Source organism: Ramlibacter aquaticus (assembly GCF_015159745.1).
GTDB classification, from domain to species: Bacteria; Pseudomonadota; Gammaproteobacteria; order Burkholderiales; family Burkholderiaceae_C; genus Ramlibacter; species Ramlibacter aquaticus.
The window spans coordinates 1-14945 of sequence record NZ_JADDOJ010000094.1; the positions used below are offsets into that span (position 1 = coordinate 1).

General features: G+C 65.5%; 16 protein-coding genes and 3 pseudogenes. 6 read left to right on the forward strand and 13 right to left on the reverse strand.

Translation table 11 applies throughout. From position 1 onward, the window contains the following. A pseudogene (locus tag IM725_RS17420) lies at window positions 1-127 on the forward strand (IS630 family transposase); the annotation flags it as partial. A gap of 554 nt (window positions 128-681) precedes the next feature. Here the strand turns inward: IM725_RS17420 and IM725_RS17425 are convergent. The 4 genes and pseudogenes from IM725_RS17425 to IM725_RS17440 form a co-directional block, all read right to left on the reverse strand. Then, window positions 682-909, reverse strand: a complete 228-nt coding sequence (locus IM725_RS17425; protein WP_227753899.1) for a hypothetical protein — start codon at window positions 907-909, stop codon at window positions 682-684. 8 nt (window positions 910-917) lie between these two features. Next, window positions 918-2542, reverse strand: a pseudogene (gene tnpC / locus IM725_RS17430) (IS66 family transposase). 80 nt (window positions 2543-2622) lie between these two features. Then, the gene (tnpB, locus tag IM725_RS17435; RefSeq protein WP_193781908.1) at window positions 2623-2964 is read right to left on the reverse strand and encodes an IS66 family insertion sequence element accessory protein TnpB; all 342 of its coding nucleotides are present in this window, start codon (window positions 2962-2964) and stop codon (window positions 2623-2625) included. After that, window positions 2961-3413, reverse strand: a complete 453-nt coding sequence (locus IM725_RS17440) for a transposase (protein WP_193781909.1) — start codon at window positions 3411-3413, stop codon at window positions 2961-2963. Before IM725_RS17440 ends, tnpB begins: the two co-directional genes overlap by 4 nt. 20 nt (window positions 3414-3433) lie before the next feature. On the opposite strand from IM725_RS17440, the gene IM725_RS17445 reads away from it, so the two are divergent. Further along, window positions 3434-3703, forward strand: coding sequence for a hypothetical protein (locus IM725_RS17445; protein ID WP_193781910.1), 270 nt, complete (start codon window positions 3434-3436; stop codon window positions 3701-3703). A gap of 67 nt (window positions 3704-3770) precedes the next feature. Next, window positions 3771-6125 carry a TonB-dependent receptor gene (locus IM725_RS17450; protein ID WP_193781911.1) on the forward strand — a complete coding sequence of 785 codons (2355 nt, stop codon included), beginning with the start codon at window positions 3771-3773 and terminating at the stop codon, window positions 6123-6125. Between the two features lie 17 nt (window positions 6126-6142). Here IM725_RS17450 and bioB read toward each other — a convergent pair whose 3' ends face one another. After that, complete coding sequence (bioB, locus tag IM725_RS17455; protein ID WP_407692536.1) at window positions 6143-7159, reverse strand: biotin synthase BioB; 1017 nt, start codon at window positions 7157-7159, stop codon at window positions 6143-6145. A 205-nt stretch (window positions 7160-7364) separates the two neighbouring features. Between bioB and IM725_RS17460 the strand changes: the two genes are divergently transcribed. Beyond that, complete coding sequence (locus IM725_RS17460; RefSeq protein ID WP_193781912.1) at window positions 7365-7610, forward strand: type II toxin-antitoxin system Phd/YefM family antitoxin; 246 nt, start codon at window positions 7365-7367, stop codon at window positions 7608-7610. Continuing rightward, window positions 7607-7993, forward strand: coding sequence for a type II toxin-antitoxin system VapC family toxin (locus IM725_RS17465; protein ID WP_193781913.1), 387 nt, complete (start codon window positions 7607-7609; stop codon window positions 7991-7993). The genes IM725_RS17460 and IM725_RS17465 overlap by 4 nt, the downstream gene beginning before the upstream one ends. A gap of 69 nt (window positions 7994-8062) precedes the next feature. Here IM725_RS17465 and IM725_RS17470 read toward each other — a convergent pair whose 3' ends face one another. The 5 genes from IM725_RS17470 to IM725_RS17490 form a co-directional block, all read right to left on the reverse strand. Then, on the reverse strand, window positions 8063-8680 hold the full coding sequence (locus IM725_RS17470) for a nucleotidyl transferase AbiEii/AbiGii toxin family protein (protein ID WP_193781914.1): 618 nt from the start codon (window positions 8678-8680) through the stop codon (window positions 8063-8065). After that, window positions 8674-9666 carry a hypothetical protein gene (locus IM725_RS17475; RefSeq protein WP_193781915.1) on the reverse strand — a complete coding sequence of 331 codons (993 nt, stop codon included), beginning with the start codon at window positions 9664-9666 and terminating at the stop codon, window positions 8674-8676. Before IM725_RS17475 ends, IM725_RS17470 begins: the two co-directional genes overlap by 7 nt. A 103-nt stretch (window positions 9667-9769) precedes the next feature. Next, complete coding sequence (locus IM725_RS17480; RefSeq protein ID WP_193781916.1) at window positions 9770-10396, reverse strand: Wadjet anti-phage system protein JetD domain-containing protein; 627 nt, start codon at window positions 10394-10396, stop codon at window positions 9770-9772. Between the two features lie 127 nt (window positions 10397-10523). Next, window positions 10524-11267 carry a nucleotidyl transferase AbiEii/AbiGii toxin family protein gene (locus IM725_RS17485; RefSeq protein WP_193781917.1) on the reverse strand — a complete coding sequence of 248 codons (744 nt, stop codon included), beginning with the start codon at window positions 11265-11267 and terminating at the stop codon, window positions 10524-10526. Continuing rightward, window positions 11260-11718 carry a helix-turn-helix domain-containing protein gene (locus IM725_RS17490; protein ID WP_193781918.1) on the reverse strand — a complete coding sequence of 153 codons (459 nt, stop codon included), beginning with the start codon at window positions 11716-11718 and terminating at the stop codon, window positions 11260-11262. The genes IM725_RS17485 and IM725_RS17490 overlap by 8 nt, the downstream gene beginning before the upstream one ends. 181 nt (window positions 11719-11899) lie before the next feature. On the opposite strand from IM725_RS17490, the pseudogene IM725_RS17495 reads away from it, so the two are divergent. Beyond that, window positions 11900-12103 (forward strand): annotated as a pseudogene (locus IM725_RS17495) (DDE-type integrase/transposase/recombinase); the annotation flags it as partial. A gap of 64 nt (window positions 12104-12167) precedes the next feature. On the opposite strand, the gene IM725_RS17500 reads toward IM725_RS17495, so the two are convergent. From IM725_RS17500 to IM725_RS17510, 3 genes are all read right to left on the reverse strand, one after another. After that, window positions 12168-13259, reverse strand: coding sequence for a site-specific integrase (locus IM725_RS17500; protein ID WP_193781920.1), 1092 nt, complete (start codon window positions 13257-13259; stop codon window positions 12168-12170). Next, window positions 13256-13759 (reverse strand): hypothetical protein, encoded by a 504-nt coding sequence (locus tag IM725_RS17505; RefSeq protein WP_193781921.1) that lies wholly within the window; start codon window positions 13757-13759, stop codon window positions 13256-13258. Before IM725_RS17505 ends, IM725_RS17500 begins: the two co-directional genes overlap by 4 nt. A gap of 420 nt (window positions 13760-14179) precedes the next feature. Then, window positions 14180-14602, reverse strand: coding sequence for a hypothetical protein (locus IM725_RS17510; protein ID WP_193781922.1), 423 nt, complete (start codon window positions 14600-14602; stop codon window positions 14180-14182). Window positions 14603-14945 lie beyond the last annotated feature (343 nt).

Below are 14945 nucleotides of genomic sequence, written 5' to 3' on the forward strand. Positions count from 1 at the left end.
AAAGATCGACAGCTTCGTCAGGCAGTACAACGAGAACTGCAAGCCGTTCACCTGGACGGCCACCGCGGATTCAATCCTCGAAAAACTCGCTCGCCTCTGCGCACGAATTACCGGGACAGGACACTAGCCACTCGCGCACGCCCTCGCCGCGATAGTCCAGCGCCTGAGCCGCGCTCTCGAGGGCCCGGACTCGCGGCCTGGCCTTTATGCACGGCCCCCCCGTCGGCGCGCTGTTCAAGAAGCGCCTCAGCGGACGGCGAATGCCGGACCGCTCTCCATTGCACCGTCCAGCGCTCGCTGCCCTGGTAGACCAGCACCACCGTATCGCCCTGCAACACCGAGCGAAGGGACGTGACAATTTGACGATTGCGGTCGCAACGGTGACGAGCGAAGACGGGCCTAAGTTGTTGAAAGTAATGGTGATTTGGACCCGTTAATCCGCTCGGGTAAGAGTCACGAATCGCACCGGCGTGACTAAATCGTGCCCGCGAAAGTGGTCTAGCGCGAGTGACGAGCATGGGGTTGGCATGGCAGACACCATTGAAGCGCCTCGGGATGCGAGGCCGTCCGAGCTGCTATTCGTACTCTTGGACGGAGACATCGCAGAAATAATGTGAGCGTCCAGGCGTTCCACGTTGACAGGTGCGGGGCAGGCACGGCTAGCAACCGTGCGAGCGCCGGTCAGTCGTCGATGCCGTTGATCTCGTCCGTGATCGTGTCTTCGGCGTAGTACCGGGCGATGGCCTTGTCCAGGCGCTTCCATAGCGCGCTGACCGTCTCGCCGTCGCGCCTAACCAGCATGACGATCGCATTGTGGTAATCGCAGGCCGTCGCTGCGCACGCGACCGGTCCGACCGGCCCGATGGTAATTTCACCGCCATCGTCAATGAACGTCTCGATGTTCTTCACGTCGGTGCTCAGGACACGCAGGGCCGCCAGCGGTGCGGCAGCAACTCTTCGATACGCGAGTTCAGGTGGGTCGGGAGACGCGCGAGCACGTCACGCAGGTACCGCCACGGATCGTGCCCGCACATCTTGGCCGATTGCACCAAGGTCATCACGACCGCCGCGCGCTGGCCGGCGAGTTCGCTACCTGCGAAGAGCCAGGCCTTTCGCCCATCTGCCAAGGCTTGATCTGGCGTTCCAGGAAGTTGTTGTCCAGGCCTACGCCGCCGTCGTGCAGGTGGCGCGTGAGCGCCGGCCAGCAGTTCAGGCTGTAATCAATCGCCTTGGCAGTGGCGCCGCCCTCGGCAACCCGCCGGCGCTCAAGCTGCAGCCAATCGAACATGTTCTCCCACATCGGCCTGGTCACCTCTGTGCGAGCGTCAAGCCGCTGCTGGTGGTCCATCTCGGCGAGCTGTCCCTCGGCGTGATAGATCAGTGCGAAGCGCCTGATCGCCTCCTGTGCCACCTCGCTGCTGCCGGTCTTGGCGAGTTCCTCGAATTTCCTTCGGGCATGCGCGGCGCATGCTGCGGCAATACGCCCGCTGCAGGTGCGCTCATCCACCACCGAGTCGTACACCGAGTACTGATCGGTCAGCAGTGTGCCGCGCCAGGGCTCCTGCTCGTGACCGGGTGGACCATTTGCGCCGCCAAGGAACAGGGTCGGGTACTGCGACCCGTGCCCCAGACAGAACTCAAAGATGACACCTCGCTGCGCATCGAACTCGCCTCGCGCGTACGCCCACACGTAGGCTCGCTTGGTCTTGCCCGAGCCCGGATCGAGCATCGCCACGGGCGTTTCGTCGGCGTGCAGCACGGGCGCTTGCAGCACGAACCGCTTTTGGGCGTCGTATAGCGGCTCCAGCGCGGCGCCGCCCTGGCCACTGATCGACGAGAGCGTCGAGCGCGGCGTGTGCACTCCGGAGCGAGCATTGATCGTCTCCTGGCGATAGTACGGCACGTGATCGACGAAGCGGCTGATCAGCGTGTGCGCCACGAACCCGCTGGCGGCTATGCCGCCTTCAATGAGCTCGGGCACGGCGCTGGGCTGAACCAGCGTCTGGCAGCACCGGCAGGCCCACTTGCCGTAGATGTGCCGGTGCACGAAGAATTCGGCCGGGATGATGTCCAGCCGCTCGCTGACGTCCTCGCCCACGCGCACCATGGCCGCCCCGCAGGCGCAGTCGGTGCTCTCGGGCTCATGGCGGTGCTCGACGCGCCGCAGGTGATCGGGCAGGCGCTGGCAGCGCGGCTTGCGAGGCGGCGCCTTGGGTTTGTCCGGCGTCTCGGGAAGCGATGCCTTCAGGGCGGCCAGCTGCGCCTGCAGGCTCGCCTCGTCCTCGGCCATGGTCTCTTCGAACAAGGCGCGCTGCTGCGCGCTCATGGCCTCACTCTTGGCGCCAAACTTCCAGCGCTTCAGGCGTGCCAGCTCGAAGGTGACCTTCTCCAGCTTGGCATCGCGCCAGGCGATCTCGCGGCTCTGGCACTCGATGAGATTTTGCTTGCGCTCGTTGTCCTGCTGCAAGCGCTTGATCAGGGCGGCAACATCGGCGGGCACCCCTGCCAAGTCCACCGAATTGAGATCGCGCGCCAACTCCATGGGGCAGCATCATGCCAGCGCGAGTGCGTCGTTCCCATTGGAGCATTCGCTGTCAACCGCCGCACAAGGGCCGCGCGCAATCAGGCGCGGCAGATCACTTGCATGTCGGAAAGGCGTTGCCAGGGCAGGCCCACCACCAGCGCGTCGAATTGCTCGCGCGTCAGTTGCAGCGCCGCTGGCACGCCAGCGGTCTTGCCCGTCCACACGAACCCGCCCGCATTGAGCCGGCGCGCGGCACACCACACACCAAAGCCGTCGTGCACCACCAGCTTCATGCGCGAGGCCCGCGCGTTGCAAAACAGATAGCCGTGGTGGGCTCGGGCAGCCCCTAAGGTGGTGATCACGTGCGCCAGCAGGCGCTCGGTGCCGCATCGCATGTCCACCGGCGCGGCGCACAGCCACAGGGCGTCAATGCGGATCATCGCGTGAGAACAGCCGCCAGATCCCCAAGCCAGCTCGCGCAAGCTGACGCCTGCGCCGCGGGCCAGCGCACGACCAGCTTCGCGCCGCTGCGGGTGAGCTCAATCTCAATGCCTTCATCGGCGTTGCCGGCCTGGGCGGGCTGCGTCGCCGCCGGCTGGCGCGCCGCTGCAGGCAACTGCACGGGCACGAACTGCATTACGGGTGACAGGTCGAGCTTCGCGCCCGCACTCAGTGCAGTGGGCGTGTCGCCCGCGTTTCCCAGTTCCAAGCCACACCGTTTCATGCCGCGGCCGACCTGCCACTGGCGAACGAGGTTCGCGTTCACGCCATGCGCCTGGGCCACCGCCGCAACCGACGCGCCGGGCTCACCGCATGCAGCCAGCACGGCCGCCTTGAACTGCGCGTCATGCGTGCGGCGCTTGGGCGATTGAGATGTTTGCGATTGCATTGCTGTCCATCAATTTTTTGATGGACAGCATCGTCACTGGCGCGTCAGCGCAAAACAAGGTGGGACGGCTGGACGCTCACGAAATAATTTCAGACGCACGCCTGGACGCTGCGTCAATGAAGATGGCGCTGCAGCGCTTCACGAACCCCGAGTTGCCGGAGCGCTTCGGACGGGCCAAGTGGTGTACCGCCAGCATGAGCCTGTTAATGTCTGTGTCCTCGGGCGTATGCTCACGCATCCACCGCATCACTACTGCGAGTGTGGCGACGGGTTGGAGTGTCTCAATCTGAGACTGTCGAGCCAGAGGCTGGGGAAACCCTGAAGCCGACGAGAGGATGGCAGCCCGACCATCGAAGCATGTCCATCCACCAAAATCAGCCCAGGCCCACCGCACAGCCGAGATGCGCTTTGCGCGCGACCGTGTGCGGGACCTTGGTGTACCTGCTCGCCCCTATGTCCGCGTGGGCCGAGAACCAAGCGGAAAGGCTCGAACTCGACCGTGTGGACGTGGTGGGCAACGCCCCGCTGCCGGGGGTCGGCGTTCCCTTGGACCAGGTGCCAGCGAACGTGAGGGCGTTCTCTGGCCGCGCTATGCGCCAGCAGGGCAGCCTGACAGTGGGCGAGTTTCTGGACGCCAACCTTGGAGCGGTCACCAGTAACGACACCGTGGGCAACCCGTTCCAGGCCGACCTGCAGTTCCGAGGCTTCACGGCATCACCGCTACTGGGCACGCCGCAAGGCATCTCTGTGTTCCTGGACGGCGTTCGCGTGAACGAGCCCTTCGGCGACATCGTGAACTGGGACTTGATTCCTCCCAACGCGATAGCCAACATCAACCTGCTGCCGGGCTCCAACCCCCTGTTTGGCCTGAATACGCTGGGCGGCGCTCTCAACATCCACACCAAAAGCGGAGACACCAATCCAGGTACTTCCATATCCGTCGGTGGCGGCTCTTGGGGCCGTAAAACGCTTCAGTTCGAGACGGGCGGCAAGGGCGAGGACACCGATTACTTCGTCGCTGGCAATCTGTTCCACGAGCGCGGCTGGCGAGTCTCATCGCAAAGCGACGTGCGCCAGCTCTTCTCCAAATTCGGATGGCAGGACGAGCGCAACAACCTGGACCTTTCTCTGATGCTGGCCAACAACCGCATGAATGGCGTCCAGAGCCTGCCCACGGAAATGCAGGACGTGCCATCGTCGGCCTACAGCATTCCTGATTCCATCCGCGATGAGCTGGCGATGGTCACGATCAACGGGAGCCACTTCCTGTCCGATACGCGCCTAGTCTCCGGCAACCTCTACCTGCGCCGATTGCGCCAGCTCGGCTTCAACAGCAACCTCAACAACAACTACCCTGGCGATAGTCAGCCATCGGGGTCCGGGAGCGCCGCCTGCGCCGGCGTCACCGCGCCTTCAGCCTGCGACCCCTACGCGAGGAACGTCCTCACGACCACCTCCACCAACGGCTGGGGCGGCTCATCCCAGATGACCTTCACGGACGACGTGGCCGGTCGCAAAAACCAGCTCACGCTGGGCGCAAGCCTCGACGTGGGCCGAACGAGCTTCAATAGCGACAGTCAGGTCGCGTTCTTAGATGGCATCCGTACGGTCAGCGCGCAGCCCGTGATGACCCCGCAGACCGTGCGCCTGTCCGCCGACAACACTGCGCTGGGGCTGTACGCGACCGACACCCTCTCTTTCACGGACAAGCTGCATCTCTCCGTGTCGGGTCGCTTCGATATCACGAAGGTGAAGCTGCGCGGCACCAGTGCCGACATCACCGACAACACCCTGGGCGTCGGCGACCTCGACGGCGACCATCGCTACAGCCGCTTCAACCCAGCCATCGGCCTGAACTGGAACCCGTCCCCGGCGCTGAACTTCTACGCCAGCTATAACGAGGGAATGCGCGCACCGTCGCCTGTGGAGTTGGCCTGCGCGGACCCCACCCACCCGTGCCTGCTACCGAACGCCTTCGGCAGCGACCCCGACCTCAAGAAGGTGGTCGCGCGGACCTTGGAGGCCGGGGTGCGCGGAAAGCTGGGCGATGCCCACTGGAACTGGGGCGTCTTCCGTACCCAGAGCACCGACGACATCCTCTTCGTCGCCAGCTCGACCTCGGGGGCCGGGTACTTTCAGAACGTGGGCCGTACGCTGCGCCAAGGCATGGAAATGGAGCTCGATGGCAAGGTTGGCTCCTTGGGCTACACCGTGCACTACGCCTGGGTGGACGCTCGCTTTCAGACACCTTTCAACAGCGAATCGTCCTCCAACAGCAGCGCAGCCCCGGATGGCACCATCCAGGTTGCGCGCGGCAGCCACATCCCGGGCGTGCCAGCCCAGACCATGAAGGTCCGCCTGGACTGGCAGGCCACAACGCAGTGGCGCATCGGCGCCAACCTCGTGCTGGCGGCGTCGCAGTTCGCACGCGGCGACGAGAACAACCAGGACGTGAATGGCAAGATCGCGGGCTACGCCGTAGCCCACCTGGACGCCGAGTACCAGTTCAGCCCGCAGCTGCGCTTCACAGCGAAGGTGGTGAATCTGCTCAACCGCCGTTACGCCACTTTTGGTCAGCTGGGCGTCAACGAGTTCACTGGGCCTGGTCGCTCATTCAGCAGCGACCCGACAAGCTGGAACGTCAATGACCAGTTCCGCAGCCCGGCCGCCCCGCGCGCAGCTTGGGTGGGATTGATGTACCAGTTCAAGTGACCGGAACCCGGCCGCCGCTATGCAGGCTGGGGTTCGGGCTTGCCCGCACGCTGACCTAGCCGGGCGAGGAGCGAAACGTCCGCGTCCACGTCGGGGTTCCCCGTGGTGAGCAGTTTGTCCCCGTAGAAGATCGAGTTGGCCCCCGCCTGGAAGCACAGGGCCTGCACTGCTTCGCCCATCTGCTGGCGTCCGGCCGACAGCCGCACCCTTGCCCGCGGCATCGTGATCCGAGCTACGGCGATCGTGCGCACGAACTCGAACGGGTCTAGAGGCTCCTGCCCGGCCAGCGGCGTGCCAGCCACGCGCACCAGGTGATTGATAGGCACGGACTCCGGGTAGGGCTCCAGGTTCGCGAGCTGGGCCACCAGCCCGGCGCGCTGCCGTCGTGATTCGCCCATGCCCACGATGCCGCCGCAGCAGACCTTCACTCCCGCCCCACGCACCCGCTCCAATGTATCCAGCCGTTCCTGGTAGTCGCGGGTGGTGATGATCTCCCCGTAGAACTCCGGAGCGCTGTCCAGATTGTGGTTGTAGTAGTCCAGCCCGGCGTCGCGCAGGACCTCGGCCTGGCCGTCTGCGAGCATGCCCAACGTGGCACAGGCCTCCAGCCCGAGCGACTTCACGCCGCGCACCAGTTCGGCCACCTTCTCTACATCACGATCCTTGGGAGATCGCCACGCTGCCCCCATGCAGAAGCGAGTCGCCCCCGCATCGCGAGCAGCCAGCGCCGCGTACAGCACCTCGTCGACTTCCAGCATCTTGCCCGCGCCCACACCCGTGTCGTAGTGCACGGACTGGGGGCAGTAGCCGCAATCCTCCGGACACCCGCCCGTCTTGACCGACAGCAGGGTGGCCAGCTCGACCAATGTAGGGTCGAAATGCTCACGGTGAACGGTCTGCGCCCGGTACAGCAGTTCGGAGAACGGAAGTTCAAACAGGGCTACCACCGCCTCCGTCGTCCAGCGCACCGGGACGGTGGGCATCCGCACCGCCGGCGGATGGAAGGTGAGTGGAGACTCGATGGTCTGGTTCATGGCAATTCCTTTGTACTACTGACCTGCAGGGAGATCGAGGCTTCGCCTGTCAGGTCGCGGCACTATATCGTGTCGGAAACGATCTGCCGCGACCGGCCGGGGCGTCGGTGTCGGCGCTCATCGCATAGCCTTTATGTCAGGCAGTCCGGCAGTGGTACTTCGGTCCCTGCTTGATATTTTAGCTAAGCGGACTAGAATCTTAGAGATGGACGAAACTGTGATCGGAATGCACGAGGCGAAGTCCACGCTCTCCCAACTGGTGCAGCGTGCTGCGGCGGGGGAGACGATTCTCATCGGCCCGCATGGGCGTGCTCAGGCCAAGCTTGTGCCTGTGGATGTCGCGCCTGCCCGTAAGCGCATTGGTGTGGCCAGGGGCAAGTTCAAGGTGCCCGACAACATCGACGAGCACAATGAGGAGGTGGCAAACCTCTTCTTGGTTAGCAACCGTTGAACCTCCTTCTCGACACGCACGTCGCACTTTGGGCGATCGCCGATAGCCCGAAGCTGTCCGGCGGTGTGCGCATGATGATCGAGTCACCGACGGCTGTCGTCTGGGTCAGCGCCGCGTCGATCTGGGAGATCTCCATCAAGCACGGCCTTGGCCGCGGCGGCATGCCCTTGTCGGGGCAAGAAGCCCTGCGGTTCTTTACTGAGTCAGGCTATCGCTTCCTACCTATCGAGCCTGAGCACGCGGCTGCCGTCGAGGATCTTCCAGGACACCACGCGGACCCGTTCGACCGCATCCTCGTTGCGCAGGCTCTGGTCGAGCCGATGCGTCTCATTACGCATGATCCCGTGGTCGCTCGGTACAGCGACACCATTATCAAAATCTGAGGCTGAGTTGCCCTTGCCCGGGAAGATGCAGGGCGGCCCGCAGCGCCGGCTACGGCGCTGGCGATCTGTTCACGGGGGCGTCCTCTTCGAGCACCGCGGCCTCCAACTTGCTGATTGTGATCGACAACGCGGCGAATTTTTTGTCCTCGACCAGCATCGCGGTTGAAGGCGCGCTGCAGGGTGACCGAGCCCGGCTCGTGCAGGCCCTTGTCGGCGTAGCCCTTGCGGTCGCGCTCCTCCGTCGGCTTCGCGGCGGCCGCCCATGATGAAGGCGTAGTAGGCGTCGTCCAGCAGGATCGCGGACAGGCTGGCGACGGCCTCGTCCAGCGGGATGGGCGTGAGCTTGCTTCCCTCAGCTGGTTTCAGGCCGTCGGGTGCGCGGGCGAACAGCTCGATCATGGCCGGGTAGCGCTCGTCGGCGGGCTTAATGAAGCGGTAGAAGTTCGGCTTGGTCGCCTCGCTGGCCTGGCGGAGCTCGTAGCCGCCCGCGTCGATGAATTTCCAGAAGGCTTCGCCGAAGGCCGGTGTCAGGGCCTCGACGTGCAGGACGACGTCCAGGTCCTTGGTGGCCCGGAAGGCCAGGCCGGCGCCTTTCATGGTCAGGGTGGCGGCGGTGCCGCCGATCAGGACGTACTGGTCCGCGTAGGCCGCGAACGATTCCCGGAAAACGTCCAGCCCCCTCACCATGGGAAGTGCCCCTTCAACTCGTCGAGCGCGCTCTGGACCCGTTCATCGGTGCTGTCCTGCAGGCTCAGTGTCAGCGACAGCGGGTCCACGCTCATGGCTTGCGGCGCCAGCGCTGGGCTGTAGCACCAGACTTGCCATTCCTGGGCACCCGGCGCGGCCTCCGGCAGTTCCCGGACGCCGGCTTCCGTGGCGGCCTTCCACTCGGCGCTGGTGAGGGCGTAGACCGGCCAGCGGGGCTCGGCCAGCATCGAGAGGCGGGCCAGCGCGCTCAGGCCGGCCGGCCGACCGACCGCGTTGGCCGGCAGCGTGCCGCCGTCGACCCAGACCGTGCTGCGCACCGGTGTGCGCAGCAGCGGCTTCGCCTGCTCCCACACCTCACCAGGCGCGCCCTGCATGCGCAGCACGCGCGAACGGCCTGCAGCATGCACGGTCGCGAGCCCGGCCGCGACCAGTTCCTTGACCGCCCGCGACAAGGTCATGGCGGTGTAGCCGAGGGCGCTGGCGGTCTCCGCGGGCTGCCAGTCGGCGTCCCAGGGCTGGCGCAGCAGCGCGTAGATCAGCATGGCCTGCGCCGAGGGGCTGAGCGCATCGACGGCTGGGGCGCGCTGACGGAAGTATTCGCGCAGGTCGATTCCCAGGTCGGGCAGGTAGAGCTGGTTGCCCGGCACAATGAACGGGACCTTGTGCGCGATCAGGCGCTTGCGCTCATACGAAGCCAGGGCGTCGGTCACGTAGACCGCTGGCTGGCCGGCCGTGGCGCTGACCTTGGCGATCCACGTCCGGATGTCGCTCAGCGGCGTGTTCGGGTCGGCTCTGCCTTCCGCCAGCACGATCGGCTGCCCCAGCAGTTCGATTTCGCTGAATTCGAAGGCATCACGCAGGAAGTACGGCAGCGCGTCGGCACCTGTCCAGGGTTTCACGCCGCGCACAGCAACCCCCAGGACCTCGTGCAGGTACAGCTGGACGGCGGTGGCGAGATGGGGCACGGCTGACTTCGGAATAACAAGAGTTCAGCACAATAACACGTGTATTGTTATCGTGCAAATCAGCGTTACACAGATTCTATCCCGTCGCCGCAGGCCCCGCGGGCTACGCTGGCCAACTCGGCTCCATCGCTTCCTGCTCGACCGCCAGAGACCCCAACGCCGCGGCTTCGTCGGCCCACTGCCAGCGTTCGCAGATCCGCAGGATCTCGCGCCGTTCGGGGGCGGCCAATTCGCGTCGCGGCACGGTGCCGGGCGGCACGGCGTTCGCCCGCATGCCGTGCAAGCGCAGAACACGCCCCTCATCCGCACAGCACTGCGCAATGTGCGAAGCGATCCGGAACCCGCCGACGTCGATGTCGCCCCAGTGGTGGCAAGACGCGGTCGGCGCAAGCGCCCGCACGAAGACGCCGTAGGCACGTTTCCACGACGGACTCGGCATGCCGCCGGTGTAGATCACGACCGCACCGTCCGGCCGCTTGCCCGCCAGTTCGTGGAACGTGGTGAGGTTCTCGACGGTCAGCAAGCACCGGCCGGCCTCCGGGTCGGCCTCGACGGAGCGGATGGCCGAAGGCGCGAAGCCCATGTAGGGCCGCGCGGCCCTGACGGACGCGCCGCCGTACGCCACCGCCAGGTTGCCGGCCACCAGCAGGGTAAGCGGGAACTTGACCAGGCCCAGTTCGGCGAACACATCCTCCATCTCGCTGGTCACCAGGCCGGCGTCGCCCTGCACCAGGGCGTCAAGCGCGGGCCAGATCGCCTCGATCCGCTTGCTGTCGCGAAACAGGCTGCGCTCAAGCGTCGAATGGCGATGTCCAGATCGTCTACCTCTAACGCCGCAGGCAAAGCAGCGTAGGGGGTCAGCCGCGCTGTTGTGGATGCTCGACCTCGCCGTCTCGTTCGGGCAGCACCTTGCCCAGCCGGCGTATCTCGCTCCAAAGTTTCTGCTTGGCCACATCTTCAATCGACAGGGCCTGCATGCACTCATCGAGCCGCTTGGGGTTGTTCTTGAGCATATGAATCGCGTCCGCCACGGCCTTGCGAACCGAGTTGCCGTAGGCGGTTTCCGCTTTTGTGCACGCTGCCTCGAGCAGAGTCGCTGGTGCTTCCAGCATCGCGAGGTCGATGATATCTCGGCTGTAGACCGCGTCGTCACGCCACCGGTCGGCGTTGGCCAGCAGCTTCTCTGAAGCCATGTCCAGTGGTCTCAAGGTAGCCAGCCCGCAGATTTTGTCGGCTCGAGCAGGCTGCTCCAGTCGGATGCGACCCTCCAGGACGATCTCGAACTTGATGACCGATTCCCCTGCGCGGACCCTTGTGCGGACGCCATATTGGTCAGCGCGAATCTCGCGTTCGAGCTCGATGGCAAGCCCTTCACGCGCGATCGGGGCAAGGCCGGCCGCGCCACCCAGCATCTGCCGCAGCGCCCGGTAGCCCTGCAAGTCCGATACAAGGAAGTTGATGTCGTCAGACTGGCGGTATTCGCCGCGCTGCAGCACCATGGCTGTGCCACCCCCAAAGTAGCAGTGGTGCTCGGCCAGGCACTTCGGATCGAGCGCTTGCAGCACCAGTGCAATATCGAGGTGATGCTTGCGCTTAAACAAGGAGGCGACCTCCGCCCAGTTCCCGGCTCAATGCCTCGATCAGTTCCTGCTCCTTGGCAGTGAGTTTGTCGGGGTCGAGGTGGCGCCAGTTGCGCTCGTAGAGGCTCAGGGCCTCGCGTGCCGGGAGTTCTTCGACCCCATGGAGCTGCCAGGCCAGTCGTGACAGCTGAGGGTATTCCTTGATACGAACCCGCGGTGGTGCCTGGGGCGCCTGGACAGGCGAAGGGTCCACAATGTCCAGGGTCAGGCCGGCAGCTTCGACGGCGGCGAGCCACGCTGCCATTCCCACCGTCCCCTCTCCGCTCTCAATGCGGTGAAGCGTCACTCGCGAGATGCCCGCAGCCTCTGCCGCGGCAACTGCCGAGACCTTCTGGCGCTTGCGCTCGGCTTTCAGCCGCGCCCCCATGCGCACCAGGCGGTCGTTCGAGGTGAGCAGTGCTGCGCGGTTCATTTGTCTCTCAAAATATACAAAATGGCGAATTTGTCAAGCATGAGGAACATTGAAGAACCACAGGTCTTCAGCAGGAGCAGGTATCGTGGAGCAAGCTCAACGCGTCTGAATTGATGGTGTGCGGTAGGTATCCATGGCCCGCAGCGGCTTTTGCTGGCGCACATCCTGAGGCAGCAGCCGCCGCCATCAGTTGCCGGTGGCATCCGACCTGGTCCAGAGGCGCTTCACGCCGGCCGCGTCCAATCGCGTGTGGACGGGCGACATCACCTATCTGCCCACAGACGAGGGTTGGCTGTACCTGGCCGCGGTGCTGGACCTGCACAGCCGCCAGGTCGTTGGCTGGAGCTTGCAGCCTCACATGCACAGCACGCTGGTCAAGGATGCGAGTTGAGCTGACCGCGATTGGCTGGACACGCACGGTCAGCATCGCCGGCGAGGCCCTCAATCTTTCAGAGGTATCGCCCGGAGACGCGCTTGAGCCCCGCCCATGTGGCAGCGGTGGCGGCGTCGTGCTTCAGTGCCCATTCGCGGATAACGCTGTTGCGCACGCTTGCCGGGCCCTTGGCCGCGTAGGCGTTGGCCGCGAGCTGACCAGAGGCGCGCATCTTCTCGTACAGCCCCTCGATGACCCGCGCGAAGATCAGGTGCACCGTGGGCGCGGGCAGGCCGGGCGGCTCCTGGGCGGCGCCCACCGCGGTGTGACCCTCCCTGCCGATGAATAGCGCCATGCGGTGCGGGGCAACGCCCGGCCGCCCCGGGGGCGGTCGCAGGGCGCTCACCACTTCCTCTCGCTCGGCCAACCAGTCACGCAAAAGCGGCACGATGTCCGCAGGCACGGTGAGGGTGCGCCCGGGTAGGTCCAGCTGGCCGTCCTGGGGCTGCTGCATTCCATCGAGTCCACGCTGACGCGAGGGCAGGCGCAGGTCTTCGACCTTGAGCGCACGCAACTCGGCGGCCGTCGGCGCGCAGGTGGCCACCAGCGCGATCGCCGCGCGGTCGCGGGCGGCGAGCCAGCTCGGCTCGGTCTGCGGCACTAAGCGCTTGAGCGAATGGGCGCTTTGCAGGCGACGCAGCACGGCAGGGTCCAGGAACTGGGGCTTGAGCGACTCCTTGTCCACGCCGGGGCGCGGCACCTGCACCAGTGGGCTATCGGTGATGTGGCCGCTTTTCACGGCGCTGGCGTAGACGCCGCTGAGGACATTCCAGTAGCTGCGCCGGGAGAAGCTGGCCAGCTTGCCGACCTTGGTGGCGCGAGTCTTGGCCTGGGGTGGCTCGTTCAGAAAAGCGCTGACGTCCTCGGCGGTGGCCAGCCGCCAGCGCGCAACGCCCGGGCGGCTGCGTTTCATGGGCCGACCGGCCAGCCACTCGCACCAGGCGAGCCACACCTTGCGGTAGTGATCGGCGCTGGCGGGGGACAGCACCCCCTCCTTTCGGGTGCGGCCGTCCCCTTCGCTCCACAGGGCCACCTGCGGCTCACTCCACGCGCTGAAGACCCGCTCGTGTTCCGGCAGGATGCCCGAGGGCTCGGCGCGCGCGGTCATCCGTGGGCCCCCCGCTTGATGGCCGTCCAGGTCGTCAGGGCGGTGACGCGGCTGGCGCTGGGATGGCGGTCGAAATGGGAACACAGCACCCGGTTGGCGTGCAGCATGTCCAGCACCAACCGGCGAACCTGCCGCAAATCCGTCACGAGGCCATCCGGGGTGGCGTGAAAGCCCGCCAGGGCGAACAGCAGGGTTCGCCACTGCGTCGGCTTGGGCGCGAGGAAGTGGACCCACCAGGGCCACTGGGCGTGGATGGCGCCAAGGAACTGGCGCACTTCCAGCACGGTTTCGGGGGGCCTGTGCTCCAAGCCAATGAACATCATCTGCAGGGCGCCCGCGTAGTGGGCGAAGGTCTGCTCATCGTCCACGAGATCGATAAGCTCGGCCACTGCGCCGGCAGCGGCCCTGTACGGGTCCATGCCGCGCTCGAACGCTACGAGGACGCTGCTACTGGTGCCAGTCTTGCTGACGAATTTCATTTGCGGGTCGAATTGGGCCATGAGACCACCGTATCCCAGAAGGGGTGGATGTCAACTCAGCGGCGGCGCGAGGGTCGGAGGCTCTCCGGACCCCTCACGCAGGCTCCTGCCCCGAGGGCATGCGGGGGGAGTGGACGCCGCAGCAAAAGCGTTTCTGGCCGAGGACCATCTTCCACACGCCGAGGCTGCGTTGCTCGAACTTGCCGCACAGAAAGCAGCTCATTCGCGCGTGGCCAGCGCTATCCCGGTAGGGCGATCCGGTTGCCTTGGTCGCGTAGCGGAGCCCGTCAACGGACTGCTCGTTTTTATCGGACTCATATCGCATTGCGCCATCTTGCCGCAGGATGGGTGGAACAGGAGTGCCTTCAAGCGCCAAACCGAGGGGGTCTGGAAGTCGGTGCTGCGCGTGGCCCGGGCCCGGCCTGCCATGCCGAGGGCGGGCTACCCGGCAGCGAGCAGCAGCGGGGGCAGCGGGGAGTGGCGGCCGGGCAAGGCGTTGAACCCGCCGCACTCGCACACAGCCTCGGCCAGGGCCATCACCTGCTGGACGGGGCGGCCCATACGCAGCGCGTTCGCGAGGGCGCTGACGTTGTGGTGCAACTCCTCGCCATCGAATTCCCAGCCGAAGGCGCTCCCGGTCATGGAGTCTTCGCTATCGGGCAGGTCGCCGCGCGACTCGAGCTTGTCGATCATGTCGTCAGATTCCGCGGCTTCCAGCGGATCGTAGTCTCGGAAGATCTCGAGGAACCTGACCAGGTCGGCGGTGTGGAAGTCCTTGAGCATGTCCACCAGCGCGAGCCAGACCGGATGCGCACCCGCTGTGGGTTCGGTGGACCGTTGAGAGGGCGCGGCGGGCTCGCTCATGGTGCTGGTGCTCCAGAAAGTGTTGATGAGGCGATCGTCGTCGCGTAGCCCGGCAGGCGCAATCGATGTGGGTCTGGCATGGGCCCAAGCCTGTGGAGACTGCCGCCCCGCAACGTCACCAAGAGTTCCATGCTGACCTGCGACCTGCGACCTGCGACCTGCGAATCGAGGACAGGCTCGCGCTCGCATCGAGGGTCTTGCGTGCCTGCAGGCCTCGTTCTGGAAGGGCTCCAGGCGGTCAGACATGATCCATAGGGCGGGACTGGATCGAATGCCTTTGCTGCTCGAAGATTGGATTTACAAGACAAATCCTCCACAGCAACCGGGCTCCCCCTCCCTCCCC